The 13,804-nt window shown below is 59.7% G+C and carries 11 protein-coding genes; 7 read left to right on the top strand and 4 right to left on the bottom strand.

Features of this window, described 5'->3' with window-relative positions; genetic code table 11:
• Positions 1-2 precede the first annotated feature (2 nt).
• The 5 genes from ACP8IT_RS00185 to crgA all read left to right on the top strand — a co-directional run bounded on the left by ACP8IT_RS00185 (position 3) and on the right by crgA (position 6,580).
• The gene (locus ACP8IT_RS00185; RefSeq protein WP_005276093.1) at positions 3-1,355 is read left to right on the top strand and encodes an FtsW/RodA/SpoVE family cell cycle protein; all 1,353 of its coding nucleotides are present in this window, start codon (positions 3-5) and stop codon (positions 1,353-1,355) included.
• Positions 1,352-2,782, top strand: a complete 1,431-nt coding sequence (locus ACP8IT_RS00180) for a penicillin-binding transpeptidase domain-containing protein (RefSeq protein ID WP_490290154.1) — start codon at positions 1,352-1,354, stop codon at positions 2,780-2,782. The genes ACP8IT_RS00185 and ACP8IT_RS00180 overlap by 4 nt, the downstream gene beginning before the upstream one ends.
• Positions 2,782-4,281, top strand: coding sequence for a serine/threonine-protein kinase (locus ACP8IT_RS00175; RefSeq protein WP_490290153.1), 1,500 nt, complete (start codon positions 2,782-2,784; stop codon positions 4,279-4,281). The genes ACP8IT_RS00180 and ACP8IT_RS00175 overlap by 1 nt, the downstream gene beginning before the upstream one ends.
• Positions 4,282-4,284: 3 nt before the next feature.
• Positions 4,285-6,237, top strand: coding sequence for a Stk1 family PASTA domain-containing Ser/Thr kinase (pknB, locus tag ACP8IT_RS00170; RefSeq protein ID WP_490290152.1), 1,953 nt, complete (start codon positions 4,285-4,287; stop codon positions 6,235-6,237).
• A 70-nt stretch (positions 6,238-6,307) separates the two neighbouring features.
• Positions 6,308-6,580, top strand: a complete 273-nt coding sequence (gene crgA, locus ACP8IT_RS00165; protein WP_005276080.1) for a cell division protein CrgA — start codon at positions 6,308-6,310, stop codon at positions 6,578-6,580.
• A gap of 66 nt (positions 6,581-6,646) precedes the next feature.
• Here crgA and nagE read toward each other — a convergent pair whose 3' ends face one another.
• Genes nagE through ACP8IT_RS00150 form a run of 3 tightly spaced genes read right to left on the bottom strand, consistent with a single transcriptional unit; the run spans position 6,647 to position 10,742 of the window.
• A complete protein-coding gene (nagE, locus tag ACP8IT_RS00160) occupies positions 6,647-8,734 on the bottom strand; it encodes an N-acetylglucosamine-specific PTS transporter subunit IIBC (protein WP_284610539.1) in 2,088 nt (695 codons plus the stop codon).
• A gap of 57 nt (positions 8,735-8,791) precedes the next feature.
• Positions 8,792-9,556, bottom strand: a complete 765-nt coding sequence (gene nagB, locus ACP8IT_RS00155; protein WP_490290151.1) for a glucosamine-6-phosphate deaminase — start codon at positions 9,554-9,556, stop codon at positions 8,792-8,794.
• A gap of 10 nt (positions 9,557-9,566) precedes the next feature.
• Positions 9,567-10,742 carry an N-acetylglucosamine-6-phosphate deacetylase gene (locus ACP8IT_RS00150; RefSeq protein WP_284609496.1) on the bottom strand — a complete coding sequence of 392 codons (1,176 nt, stop codon included), beginning with the start codon at positions 10,740-10,742 and terminating at the stop codon, positions 9,567-9,569.
• A gap of 312 nt (positions 10,743-11,054) precedes the next feature.
• Here ACP8IT_RS00150 and ACP8IT_RS00145 point away from each other — a divergent pair, with 312 nt between their 5' ends.
• Positions 11,055-11,363 carry a hypothetical protein gene (locus ACP8IT_RS00145; RefSeq protein WP_278722478.1) on the top strand — a complete coding sequence of 103 codons (309 nt, stop codon included), beginning with the start codon at positions 11,055-11,057 and terminating at the stop codon, positions 11,361-11,363.
• A 349-nt stretch (positions 11,364-11,712) separates the two neighbouring features.
• A complete protein-coding gene (locus tag ACP8IT_RS00140) occupies positions 11,713-12,315 on the top strand; it encodes a hypothetical protein (protein ID WP_284609497.1) in 603 nt (200 codons plus the stop codon).
• On the opposite strand, the gene ACP8IT_RS00135 is transcribed toward ACP8IT_RS00140, so the two are convergent.
• Positions 12,305-13,720 (bottom strand): phytoene desaturase family protein, encoded by a 1,416-nt coding sequence (locus ACP8IT_RS00135; RefSeq protein ID WP_490290150.1) that lies wholly within the window; start codon positions 13,718-13,720, stop codon positions 12,305-12,307. The two genes, ACP8IT_RS00140 and ACP8IT_RS00135, sit on opposite strands and share 11 nt — an antisense overlap.
• Positions 13,721-13,804: the final 84 nt, after the last annotated feature.

The following is a 13,804-nucleotide window of genomic DNA, read 5'->3' as shown; positions in this document are numbered from 1 at the left end:
TGATGCAGAAGTTTTTTAGCCGAAGAATCGAACTCGGCCTCCTTATTCTCGCCGCGGCTGTCTTTGCCATTACCTTGGTCAGTTTGGAGCTGTCGCAAGATAATGCGCTTACGACGGACTTGATCTACCTCATCGGTGGATTCATTGGTGTCTTTACCATTGCCCACTTGGCAATGTGCTTCTTGGCACCCTACGCGGACCAGATCATGTTGCCTATCGTGGCCATCCTTAATGGCATTGGGCTTATCGTTTTGGCCCGCTTGGATTTGGTCAATGATCGGGGTCTCGCGGTCCGTCAGGTCATGTGGACCGTCGTTGGCTTGGTGCTCTTTGTGCTGGTCCTGGCGGTTGTCAAGGACCATCGGTCACTCACCCGCTACTCCTATATCTTAGGCGCAGCCGGCCTCGTACTGTTGGCGCTGCCATTGGTGTGGCCACAACCTGATGGCGTTGAGGCGCGCATTTGGCTGAACTTCGGGCCATTTTCCATCCAGCCGGGTGAGTTCTCCAAGATCATGCTGATCTTATTCTTTGCCATGCTGCTAACGCAGAAGCGATCCCTTTTTACCGTGGCTGGCTATCGTTTCTTGGGAATTTCCCTGCCCCGCTTGCGCGACCTCGCCCCCATTCTCATCGTGTGGGCCATCGCCATTATCATCATGGGCATTTCCAATGACTTCGGTCCGGCATTGCTGCTCTTTAGCACGGTGCTGGGCATGCTATTTATGGCTACCGGCCGGGTTAGTTGGCTATTTATTGGCCTCGTCCTCGTCGGTATCGGTGGCTTTGGCATTTACCAGGTATCCGAAAAAATCCAGCAGCGTTTTTCCAACTTCATGGACCCGCTGGCTAACTACGACAACACCGGCTACCAATTGGCCCAGTCCCTTTTTGGTATGTCCTCTGGCGGTATTTCCGGCAGCGGCTTGGGCCAAGGACACCCTGAATTGGTGCCGGTGGCACACTCTGACTTCATCCTCGCCGCCATCGGCGAGGAATTGGGCCTGATTGGCCTAGCTGCCGTTTTGGTCCTCTTTGGCATGTTGGTGACCCGCGGATTCAATACCGCGTTGCGTACCCGCGATACGTACGGCAAACTGGTCGCTTCAGGCCTTTCTCTTACTTTGGCGGTACAGGTCTTCGTCGTCACCGGTGGCATTTCCGCCCTGCTGCCGATGACCGGCTTGACCACTCCTTTCATGTCCGCCGGTGGTTCCTCTCTCATGGCTAACTATGTACTGTTGGCGATTTTGCTGCGGATCTCTAACGCGGCACGCCGACCCATGCAGGAGAACTCGAGCAATGCTCCGAGTGACACCTCCATGTTCCCGTCGGTTCAGGAGGCTTACCGATGAACAAATCCATCCGCCTAGTGTCCCTATTTGCCATCGTCTTGACCGCAATTCTGTTGGTGAACCTGACGGTGATTCAGGCATTTTCGGACGATAAATACGCGCATAACGCTAAGAACTCGCGCGGGTTTATTGAGTTGCAGACCACCCCGCGCGGCCAGATCTATTCCGGCAATACGGTGCTGGCGCAATCCACGGAAAACCCGGATGAGACCTACTCCCGGTCTTATCCCATCGATTCGCCTGCTTTTGGCAATATCACCGGATACTTGTCCAGCCAATTCGGCGCTTCGGAATTGGAATCTTCGCAAAATGACATTCTCAATGGCACGGATGATTCCCTGTTCAAGCAGCACTGGCTGGATACCATCGCGAATAAGCCCACCCAGGGCGCCAATGTAGAGGTCACCATCGACCCAGCATTGCAACAGGCCGCGTATGACCAGTTGGCGGGTCCGGGATACGAAGGTTCGGCGGTTGCCATCCAGCCATCGACGGGCAAGATTCTGGCCATGGCCTCCAACCCGGGCTTTAACCCGAATTCACTGGTCGGCGAGTCCGCCGATGAGGCGTGGACGGGCTTGCAGGAGCAAGCGGGCCAGCCACTGGTCAACCATGCAGCGGCGGATACCTTGCCACCGGGATCTATTTTCAAGATCATTACGACTGCGGCCGGGTTGAATAATGGATTCAATCCCTCGTCGAGCCTGACCGGTGCCAACGTGATTACCCTGCCGGATGCCGTCACGGAGCTGACCAACTACGGCAATGAGAAATGCAACGGCCAAGATTCCGTCACCCTGCAGACCGCGTTCGCGCTGTCGTGCAATACCGCATTTGTGCAGATGTCTGAGCAGATTGGCGCGGATGAGCTGCGCAAATACGCGGATGCTTTCGGCATTGGTGAGAAATACGATCTGGGAGTCTCTTCTTCCGGGGGTACCTTGGGCGACCTTCCAGATGGTGCGGCGACGGCGCAATCGGCCATCGGCCAGCGCGATGTCACTATGTCCGCGTTGCAAGCGGCAGTCATGGCCGGCACCGTGGCCAATAAGGGCACGCGCATGGAGCCTTACCTGGTCAATCGCATTACCGATGCCCAGATGAAGGAGATCCGCACCACCAAGCCCAAGAAGGGCGGCGAGGCCGTGACGGAAGAGACCGCATCGACCATTAAGGACTTGATGTTTGCCTCCGAGCGTTCTTCGTGGGGCTACGACGGCAATGGCTTTGCATCCAAGACCGGTACCGCCGAGCACGGCGAAGGCTTGGCTCCGCACGTGTGGTACGTGGCCTTTGACCCGGACCGCGATATTGCCGTCGGGGTCGTCGTCAAGAACGGCGGTAACCTGGGCGAATCCGCAACGGGCGGCAGAGTCTCTGGCCCAATTGGTCGTGCCATCTTGAGCGCATACCAGGGGGAGCAGTAATGAAGAATACCGAGAATAAGGACCATCTCCAGGAACTCATCGGCAGCGACTACGAGCTGCAGTGGATCATTGGCCACGGTGGCATGTCAACGGTGTGGCTTGCCGATGACACTCGCAATGACCGCGAAGTAGCCATCAAGGTTTTGCGGCCGGAATTTTCCGATAACCAGGAATTCCTCTCCCGCTTCCGCAATGAAGCGGAATCGGCCGAATCTATCCAGTCCGATAACGTGGTGGCCACGTATGACTACCGCGAGCTGGAAGATAATGGCCGCAAATTCTGCTTCATGGCCTTGGAATACGTGCGGGGCGAATCCCTCGCGGACCTGCTTGCGCGCGAGAACACCTTGCAGGAAGAACTCGCGCTGGACGTGCTCGAGCAGGCGGGTCACGGCCTATCCATTATCCACCGGATGGGATTGGTGCACCGCGATATTAAGCCCGGCAACCTGATGATTACCCAAAATGGGCAGGTAAAGATTACGGACTTTGGCATCGCCAAGGCGGCTGCCTCGGTACCGCTCACGCGCACCGGCATGGTGGTAGGTACCGCCCAGTACGTTTCGCCTGAGCAAGCGCAGGGCAAGGAGGTCACCCCTGCCTCGGATATCTATTCGCTCGGCGTCGTAGGCTACGAGATGCTCGGCGGTAAGCGACCCTTTTCGGGCGATTCCTCCGTGTCCATCGCCCTTGCCCACATCAACCAAGAGCCTGAACCGCTGTCGACCACGATTAGCGCCCCGGCGCGCGAGCTCATTCGTATCGCGCTGCGCAAGGATCCCAATACCCGCTATGCCGATGGCAATGAATTTACGGTCGCGGTATCCGATGTGCGCCTGGGCAAGCGCCCACCGCAGCCCAAGTCCATTCCGCCCCACCAGCAGGCCCCAGAGCCTTCGCCCTCGGCATCGACGGAGATGCTTGCCGATGTCGCCCAGCCCACCACCATTCATCCAGCGGCGGGGACGCCAGCTCCACAGCGCAAGTCAGCACCAGCCCCGGGAAGCGATTCGAAGGGCGGGAAGTCTTTCCTTAAAGGCCTGGGTATCGTCGCGGCCATCGCCCTGCTTGCCGCGGCCGGCTACGCCATCATGAACCTCATGAGTAGCGAGGGCGGCGACAGCGAGCCTTCGTCTACCCAGGAAACTTCCGTGGTCACCGAATACCGGGATCCCACGACCACGCAGGTAGAAACCCTGGAGGAAGAAGATACTAATGAGACGCCGCAGGAAGTGACGGTAACGGAGACGGAGCCTACGGATCGGGAGGGCAACCAGGCGCCGCGCGATAATCACCGGCAGCCGCAGACCCCGAACCAGCAGGCCCCGACGCGAAACCAGCAGGCCCCGAATACCCCGACGCAGCAACGTCAGCCCCAGCAGCGCCAGCCGCAGGAGACGCACGTCGAAAATACACCTGAGCAGAAAAACACAGTAAACTCACAGCCCGATGAACTCCCTGGGGATTTATCTGACCTATTAAGACAGGATGGTGACTAAGCCATGGTCAATGACCGGTACCGGCTCGGTGAGATCATCGGCTCCGGCGGTATGTCCGAGGTATTTGCCGCAGAGGACACCACTTTAGGCCGGCAAGTTGCGGTAAAAATGCTGCGCACGGAGATGGCTCGCGATATCAACTTTCGCGAGCGCTTCTACCGCGAGGCGCAGAACTCGGGCAGGCTCAACCATCCCAATATCGTCGCGGTCTATGACACCGGCGAGACCGAGATGGACGGCATGACCATCCCGTATATCGTCATGGAGAAGGTCAACGGGGCCACGCTGCGCGATATTATTCGCGAAGATGGCCCGCTGCCTGCCCAAGAGGCGGCGGAGATCCTCAAGCCGGTCGCGGAGGCCTTGCAGGCATCCCATGAGGCGGGAATCATTCACCGCGATATCAAGCCGGCGAATATCATGCTCACCAATACCGGCCAGGTGAAGGTGATGGACTTTGGCATCGCCCGTGCATTGGATGATTCGACCTCGGCGATGACCCAAACTTCTGCCGTTATCGGTACCGCCCAGTACCTTTCCCCGGAGCAGGCGCGCGGCAAGAACGCCGATGCGCGTTCCGATGTCTATGCGCTGGGCTGCGTCATGTACGAGGTACTCACCGGCCGCACCCCATTCGAAGGCGAAACCCCCTTTGCCGTGGCTTACCAGCATGTGCAGGAAGAACCGACCCCGCCTTCGGAGCTTATCGATGATCCCTCGTTGACCCCCACCCAGCGGGTCAATATCGATGCGGTGGTACTGACCGCGATGGCCAAGCACCCCGCGGACCGCTACCAGTCCGCCTGGGAGATGGCCGGCGATTTGGACCGCCTGCGCACGGGCCAGGTCACCGAGGCCGCCCGCATGCACGTCAACGAGGACGATGCCACGACGGCGATGCCCGCGCCGGCCACCGCTACTGCTACATCCCACCGGGCACCGATCGAATCGACGCGTCCTACCGGAGCACCCGAAGAGGATGAAGGCGGCGGTTGGATGAAATGGCTCGCGCTGCTCCTCGTCGCGCTGTTGGTCGCCATCTTGGGCTATTTTGCCTGGGATTTCTGGAGTAGCGACGATGAAAAGGATAGGAGTGGCCGTGACCAAACCGAGGTAGCGGAGCACAATAGCGTCATCGTGCCGGAGGTAGAAAACCGCCCGCGCAATGAAGTGGTCAAAGATCTCGAGGACTTGGGGCTTCTCGTCACCGTTAACGAAGAGGCTAACCCGGATATCGATCGCAATAAGGCGATTCGCATCAATCCGGCCCCGGGTTCGGAATTGCAGAAGAATGCCTCGGTTACCTTGACCGTTTCTTCCGGCAAGGAAATCATCGATGTCCCGGATATCACCGGCATGAACTTGGATCAGGCCGCGCAGGTCTTGGAAGAGGCAGGCCTAGAGCTGAACTCCGATATTTCCGAGCGCAATGATGAGGCCCCCGCCGGCGAGGTAATCCAGCAGAACCCCGCGGGTGGTACCCAATTGTCCAAGGGCTCGAAGGTCCGGGTGACGGTGTCTAAGGGCATCGAAAAGAAGCGCGTTCCTGATGTTTCCGGCTTGAACGAAGAGGATGCGCGCAGCCGCCTCGAAGCCAGTGACTTCGACGTCAATGTCCGCGAAGTCGATTCCTTAGAGCCGGAAGGCACCGTGCTAAACGTCTCCAACCAGGGCGCGCAGCTGGAAAAGGGCCAGACTGTCACCATTGAGGTATCCAATGGGATGCTCATGAAGGCACCCGAGGTAATGCACAAGAATCAAGGACAAGCCGAAAATGCCCTGCGCCAGGCGGGCTGGAATGGCCAGCTGCGCGTGGGCGAGCCAATTCCTACCGGCGCCTTGGTCGATAGCAATAAGATCGGTTGGACGTCCATCAATCCTGGCGATACCATCCGCAAGGATCAGGACGTAGAGGTTCGCATCTGGAAATTCGAAGCCTCGGCGCTACTGCCGTAACCACCGCTGCTGGTATCGTAATTCATCAGTAAGCACTGAGATAAGAACTGAAATCTAGAGAAGGTCTCTTATGCCAAAGTCAAAGATCACCCAGAGCTCTGCCACCCAGGTATCGAGCTCTGCCGGGGCGAATCGCACCCCGGTCAAAATCAACTCTGAAGGCACCCCGAAGTGGTACGTGGCCATCATGCTTGGCCTGATGGTCATTGGCCTGCTGTGGCTCGTGGTCAATTATCTCGCCGGTGAATCCATCCCCTTCATGGCGGAGCTCGGCGGTTGGAACTACGGGATTGGTTTCGGCCTCGCCCTCATTGGTTTGCTCATGACCATGGGCTGGCGCTAGACCGCCGCCAAAAAGAAACCCTCGCCGCCACCGCAAGGTGACCGCGAGGGTTTCCGTGCTTAGGCCTTAGTGTTCAGCCGGGCGCACACGGGCAACAGAGACACTCTGGTCAGCGCGGCCCTCGTGTTCGATATCTACTCCAGCGATCTGCTTTACCGTGGGGCAGACCACCGGGGTGATGAGGTTGATGCCGCGTTCGCGCAGCTTCTCAGACTCCACCGCAATGATGGGGGTGCCGGCGCGGACGACATCGCCCTTGTCCACGAGCTTGGTAAAGCCCTCGCCCTTCAATTCCACGGTATCGATGCCGATGTGAATGAGCAGGTCAAGACCCTCTTCAGTCCGCATGCCGAAGGCATGGCCGGTCTTGAAGACCATGGTGATGGTGCCATCTACTGGGGCACAGACATCGAAGGCATCGATCACGGTAGGAATAACGGCAAAGCCTTCGCCCACCATGCCCTGAGCAAAGGACTCATCGGGGACCTCAGAAAGCGGCACGACGGTTCCCTCGAACGGGGCGTGGAGCTGAATATCGGTGCCGATCTTCTCCGCCGGGCGAGCCTCTTCGCTGGGCTTCGCCGACTTCGTAGCTACCGAGGCGGAGCCGGTGCGCAGTTGGTGGTTGACCTCATCAAACATGAACTGCACGGAGGGGCCCACGATGACCTGCACGTTCTTTTCGGAAGGGTGGATGACGCCGGAGATACCGGCGCGCTTGATAGTGGGGTCATCGACAAGCGCGCGATCCTTCACGCCCACGCGCAGGCGGGTGGTGCAGTAATCCAAGGAATCGATATTGTCCTTGCCGCCGAGACCCTCGATGATGCGGGAGGCAGAAGCGGCGGTCTTATCATCGCCCGTGGCGGCATCGTCGTCTTCAGGGGCGTCCTCATCATCGCCGCGGCCCGGGGTCTTCAAGTTAAACCAGCCGATGAGGTAGTAGAAGGTAACGAAGTACAGGGCGAAGAAGATAACGCCCATAATTAGGAGCATGTACCACTTATTGGCCAGCGGGTTTTGCGAGGACAACAACATATCCACAAAACCTGCGGAGAAGCCGAAGCCCGCGGTCCATTCCATTGCGGAGGCGATAAAGACCGACAGACCCGTCAGCAGCGCGTGCACCACGAAGAGCAGCGGGGCAACGAACATGAAGGAGAACTCCAGCGGCTCGGTCACGCCGGTGAAGAAGGAAGCTAGGGCGCCTGCGGCCATGAGGGAGCCGATGACCTTGCGGCGGCCCTTATCCGCGCGCAGGTACATGGCCAGGGCGGCACCTGGCAGGCCGAACATCATGATCGGGAAGAATCCGGCCTGGTAGCGCCCAACAACTCCGTCCACGGTGCACTGACCGTTTTCCCAAATACCAGGGCACTCTGCGGCGGAGGTAGCCGCGGCGGCCGCGTCGATAGTGGATTGGCCGGATTGGAAGTTACCGATGTCGTTAATACCAATAACGTCGAACCAGAACACGGAGTTCAGTGCGTGGTGCAGGCCCGTGGGAATGAGCAGGCGGTTGGCCACGCCGTAGATGCCCGCACCCGCAGCACCGAGGCCTTGGATAGAGGTACCGAAGTTGAAGAGCGCGTGGTAAATGAAGGGCCATACGAAGTAGAGGATGGCGGAAACCACGATGGCGAAAAGCGCGGTGAGGATGGGGACGAGGCGGCGGCCAGAGAAGAAGGCCAGGAAGTCCGGCAGCTTAGTGCCATGGAAGCGGTTATAGACCATCGCCGCCATGATGCCTGCAAGGATGCCGAAAAGAACGTTGCCGTCACCGACTGCATTCCAACCCTCAGCCGCCCATTCGACGGCTTCATCGCCCGTAAGAGCCTCGGGATCTTCGATGCCGCGATAGCCGGCCACCGCGTCGGGGCCCAAGAGCTTCATGAAGGTGGCATACGCCAGGAAACCGGACAGTGCGGAGGCACCATTGGAGTCTTTGGCCAGGCCAAAGGCGATGGCAACGGCGAAGATCCAGCCCAGGTTATCCAGCACGGCACCACCGGAGCTGACGAGCAGCTGCGCGACAACGTTATCCTGGCCGGCAACGCTGGCTATCCAGTAGCCAACGCCGCCGAGGATCGCCGCGACAGGCAGTACTGCCACGGCGCCCATCAACGCCTTTCCGAGCCGCTGCAGCGGCCCCATAATATTGAGTTTCACGGGAGGAGTCCTTTCAAAGGTGTAAAGAGGTAAAAGAGGGCTTTAGTGCGGACGGTGCTCATCCACAAAGCGGTAGTACTCGTGATCTTCCAGCTGGGAAGCCGCGTCTTCATCGAGAATCACCGTGGCCCGCTGGTGTAGCTGGAGGACCGAGGCCGGGCAGTGCGCGGACAGCGGGCCCTCCACCATGTCACGGACCGCGCTGGATTTTTCAGTCCCAGTGGCCAGCAGCAATAGGTGGCGGGCCTCGCTGATGGTGCCGAGCCCCTGGGTCAGCGCGTAGCGAGGAACGCTATCCGTGTTCTCGAAAAAGCGGGCATTATCCTGCACCGTCCGCGGGTGTAGCGTTTCCAGCCTGGTGCGCGATTGCAAGGAGCTGGAGGGCTCATTAAAGCCGATGTGCCCATTGCCACCAATGCCCAGCAGCTGGATATCGATGCCGCCAGCATGGCGAATGGCCTGGTCATAGGCGGCTGCGGCGCGGTCCGAGTCCGCGGCATCGCCCTCGGGGCTCTGCACTAACTCATCGATGAAGTCGACGTGACTGGTAAATACGCGGCGGATGGTGGAGTAATACGACTGCTCATGGAAGCGATCCAGCCCCACGTATTCATCGAGGAGGAAGGCGCGGCTGCGAGCGAAACTCACCTCCCCGCGCTCGCAGCGGGCGGTGAGTTCTTGATACATCGCTACCGGAGTATAACCCGTGGCCAGGCCCAAGGTGGCCCCGGCGTTGGCATAGCGGACGAAGATATCGGCGGCGGCAATAGCCACCTCTGCTGGTGTGGAACGAATGAGGATGTCCATGCAGTATTTCCTAACGTGAATCAGTATCTGTCGCGGCGGTGATGTCAATGCCATCAGCGATGACGCGCATGGGCTCGAATTGCGCATTCAGGCCCACGAGGTTGGCGCGCTTGCCGGGAGCCAAACGCCCTATGTCCTTATCCCCCAGTACGTCAGCGGCCGTGGTGGAGGTAAACCGAACCGCCTCCTCTGCGCCGTGGCGCGCGGCAAAACGCGCAAATTGCTGCGCCAAGGTGGAGGTTCCACCGGCGATGGCGCCACTGTCCACCCGCGCCACGCCATCGGTCACGGTAACGGGCAGGGAGCCCAGCTCATAGGAGCCATCGGCCATGCCGGCAGCGGCCATCGCATCGGTGACCGCAAAGGAGCGGCGGTTATAGGCCATATCCACGGTGCCATCGGCAAGATGCACGCCATCGGCAATAAGCTCTACCCCCGCATCGCCGGCCTTCGAGCCGGTGAGTAGCGCGGCCACCGTGCCGGGTGCACGGTGGTGGATGGGCGGCATGGCATTAAAAAGGTGGGTCCCGGTCACGGTGACGCCCAAGTCTTTCGCCTGCTCCATGATCCGCAGCGTGGTCTCATAATCGGCTTCGGTATGGCCCAAGCTGGCGATAATATCGTGTTCTGCACAAACCTCAAGGATCTCTGCAGCGGCCTGGGTTTCTGGGGCGAAGGTAATAGAGCGCAGGTGGCCGCGGGCGGCATCGATCACCCTGCGGAAAAAGCCTGGGTCTCCCGGCACGATGCGCGATGGATCCTGTGCGCCACACTTGGCCGCGGCGATGAATGGACCTTCCATGTGGATGCCGGCGATGTCCCCTTCTTCTGCCAGCGTGGCAAGCAGCTCCGCCCGCGCGCACAGCTCCGCTTGCGTTCCAGAAACCATGCTGGCTATCAGCGTGGTGGTGCCGTGGGCGCGATGAAATCGCGCGGCGGCGCGGCACTGGTCATAATCACCATTGGGAAAGCTTCCCCCATCGCCGCCGTGATTGTGCAAGTCCACAAAACCTGGGACCCACAGCAAAACGTTTGGGTCACCGGATTGCCAGGCCGCGTGCGCTGCGGGGACATCGCCAAACGAGATGTCTTCAATGCGCCCGCCAAAGTTCAGCGCACCAGCGCGCAGCTCGACGTTCTCGTCGATGTACAGGCCTTCTACGCGGCCCTTCGTCTGTGTCTGCATATTTCGTTCACTTTTCTGTTGTGTGGGCAGGCACCGTCCCATAAACGCGCCGATATCCCAGCGCAGCACTATGTTATAACCTATTGGTACCATAAGCCGCTGTCAATGGGGTCACTTTCAATTTTTTATGTGAGATTTTCGAGGACTATCGACTGTGATGCTCAACTTCGTTTAGGCATAGACCCGCACCAGCCACTGGACTACATTGATCTTTAGGAAGTATCGCTTGCCGATGCCACCTCTACCCTCGGCTTCTCTCTAGCAAGCGCGCTACCTACGCCAACCACCGCGTCACGTCAGGAGAACGTAAATATGGATTTAAAACCAGAAACTATTGTTTCTAATATTTTAAGCGATATTGCGGAAGTAAATGATTGGGCCAGCATTGCTGATGCCACCGGCGCTAATGACATAAACTCTTTCCACGCCACCCCTGACGAGGTTTTCACCATCCTCACGGCTGTTAAAAATAGTCCCGATTTGGCCCTCGGAACTGTCACAAATGAGTTCAAGGATTTCCCTGATAGCTGGTCGCCGCGTGATATAACAGACCGGATCTTTGCCTCGTCAGATCCCATCTTATCGATGATGGATATCTTTATGCGCCCGACCAATGAATGACCTACGGAAGAATAGAGATGAAAACTGACCACGTATCTCCTTTAAGTTACGTAGCCCTTAACACTGTGGTTGTTGCTTCATGACTAGCCGTACATGTGCATTTTGAGACATATCCATGCTCATTGCCTTGATAATCAGTCTGCTCAACTGGACCCTCCGGTCTTGTCATCAAGCAGCTACCTTGCAAAAGCGCAGGGATAAATTGGGTGCGATCTACTGTCTAAATGACCACTAAGAGTGCTCTTCCGCGATATCGCGCATGCAATTATTATTGAAATTATAACCGTTTCATGTCCTTCACAAGTACTCGCCTCGGACATGGCGGGATCCTCATCTCAAGGAGCACACCATGCCCAGTCGTTCACCCGCACCGCCGCGGCACCGGTCCCAGTACGTTCTCTTGGCCGGCTTAGCCGTCTCGGTGGCCTATGCCGTCGTCCATATCGCGTTTTCTGATCCCGCCCTGATCGAAGGCACCGCACCCGCGCGCCTGTCCTTACGCAATTACCTTGGCCCAGTGCTGGGCTCTGGCATGGTGTGGGCGCTATTTGCTTACCTCATGGGCAAGGCGTGCTCCCACCGGTGGACCACGGCCTTTTTCGCAGGAGCCGGCATACTCCTGCTCATGTTGGCGGTGCACTACGGGCTGCTTTTCGCCTTTGGCATCTACGACTGGCAGACGGCCTTTTCCTCCAATGCCGCGTGGTTCCTCTTTGCCCTTATCGCCGGGCCACTTTTCGGCGTGGCGGGGGCATTTTCCGACAGGTTGGGCTGGCTAGATTACGTTGCCGTGCTCGGTTTCGTGCTGGAGCCACTGGTTACTGGGCTTATCCCAGGCAATAGTATCGAGCCGCAGACCACGACCACCCCTGAATATCTTGCCGCGGTAACGCTGTGGATGATCGGTGCGGTTTTCCTCTACTGCGAACGCCGGGCTCCTATTAAGGGGTAGCCACATCCCCAGCGGCCCACCAGCCGGGCATGCCATGGACGCCGGCCCCGGGCGCGGTGGACCCCGAAGCCATAAATATTCCCGGCGCGAGCCGGTGCGGGTGCGCGGAGAGGCGCGGGCGCAGCACGGTCTGCAGCCCGGTCATCGCGCCACCGGCGATATCGCCACCCACCAGGTTGGGGTTCCAGCGTTCCAGGTCAGCTGGGCTCGTCGCGCGGGTGGCCAGGATGGTATCGCGAAAACCGGGTGCGAAGCGCTCGATCTGCCGCGCGATAAGGCCGGTCACCTCCCGTGGATAACGCTCCTCATAGCCGTGCGGCACGTGCGCGTAGGTCCACAGCACCAGCCCGCGGGATGGGTCGGCCACGTGCTGTTGACACACCATGACCAGGGGACGCTCGGGCATGCGGCGCTTGCCGATGTCCCTTTCCGCCCCACCAATCTCCTCCACGCTGCCGCCCACGTGGACGGTGCCCGCTTGGCCCACGCGGGGATCGGCCCACGGCACGGGTTCGCTTAGGTGAAAGTCCACCTTGTACACCGCGCTGCCATAGCGCCACCGCCGCAGGTTTCGTCGAGTCCGTGCAGGAAGGTCGAGCCCGCCCAGCCTAAGGATCTGGCGCGGGGTGAGATTGAGGATAAGGGCATCCGCGCGGGGCAGGCTGCGCACATCCGTGATGTCGGCGCCGGTGTAGATGCGGGCGTTGTGGGAGCGGAGGAGGGAGACGAGGGCATCGGCAAGCGCCTGCGTACCGCCTTCTACCACCGGCCAGCCGTGGGTCATGCCGAGCGCGCCAAAGAGCAGGCCGAAAGCGGAGGTAAAAGCCCTGGTAGGCGAGGTAATGGCGTGCACCGCGCTACCGGCGAATAAGGCGCGGGCCTGCGGGGAAGTAAATGCCGCCCGCGCGAGCGCGCTCGCCGGGAGCAGGCCCGGCGCGCCGAATTGCGCCAAGCGCACCGGGTGCTCGGGCCAGCGCACCAGCGGGGTGAGCGCGTTGTTCACGTGTGCGTCGATATTGCGCACCACGTGGCCGTGCAGGCGGGTCCACGCCCTGGCATCGGTGCCGAGCCCCGCGGCGGTCTCCTCTAGGGAATTGTGGAGAATGCCCGCCGGCGCGCCCTCCAGTGGATGGGCCATGGGATAGCGCGCATGGCGCCAGCGCAGGCCGTGGGATTCCAGATCGAGTGCGCGGAAGGCCGGGCTCGCGATGCCGAAGGGGTGACCGGCCGCGCCAAGATCAACGATGGTGCCCGGAAAGATCTCCGTCGACGATGCCGCTGCCCCACCCGGGTGGCTGGCGCGCTCATACACATCCACGCGCCAACCGGCTGTAGCGAGGCGGGCCGCGGCGGTGAGCCCATTGGGCCCTGCGCCGACGATCACGGCGTGCGGTTGTTTATCCACAGTCCTCCTTGTGCAGGTCAGTGGCCCCAATCTACCTATTCGCCCACACGATGGGTACAAAGTTATCCACAGGCTGTGGAAGAA

It is taken from the genome of Corynebacterium sp. LaCa_23, assembly GCF_058182375.1.
Note: the sequence above shows the minus strand (reverse complement) of the source record. Positions and strands in the feature narration are given on the sequence as shown.

What these genes read in the sequence shown, in the direction of transcription:
- ACP8IT_RS00185 (WP_005276093.1), top strand. Translation starts at nt 3, where the DNA reads ATGCAGAAGTTTTTTAGCCGAAGAATCGAACTCGGCCTCCTTATTCTC.
- ACP8IT_RS00180 (WP_490290154.1), top strand. Translation starts at nt 1,352, where the DNA reads ATGAACAAATCCATCCGCCTAGTGTCCCTATTTGCCATCGTCTTGACC.
- ACP8IT_RS00175 (WP_490290153.1), top strand. Translation starts at nt 2,782, where the DNA reads ATGAAGAATACCGAGAATAAGGACCATCTCCAGGAACTCATCGGCAGC.
- pknB (WP_490290152.1), top strand. Translation starts at nt 4,285, where the DNA reads ATGGTCAATGACCGGTACCGGCTCGGTGAGATCATCGGCTCCGGCGGT.
- crgA (WP_005276080.1), top strand. Translation starts at nt 6,308, where the DNA reads ATGCCAAAGTCAAAGATCACCCAGAGCTCTGCCACCCAGGTATCGAGC.
- nagE (WP_284610539.1), bottom strand. Translation starts at nt 8,734, where the DNA reads ATGGGGCCGCTGCAGCGGCTCGGAAAGGCGTTGATGGGCGCCGTGGCA.
- nagB (WP_490290151.1), bottom strand. Translation starts at nt 9,556, where the DNA reads ATGGACATCCTCATTCGTTCCACACCAGCAGAGGTGGCTATTGCCGCC.
- ACP8IT_RS00150 (WP_284609496.1), bottom strand. Translation starts at nt 10,742, where the DNA reads ATGCAGACACAGACGAAGGGCCGCGTAGAAGGCCTGTACATCGACGAG.
- ACP8IT_RS00145 (WP_278722478.1), top strand. Translation starts at nt 11,055, where the DNA reads ATGGATTTAAAACCAGAAACTATTGTTTCTAATATTTTAAGCGATATT.
- ACP8IT_RS00140 (WP_284609497.1), top strand. Translation starts at nt 11,713, where the DNA reads ATGCCCAGTCGTTCACCCGCACCGCCGCGGCACCGGTCCCAGTACGTT.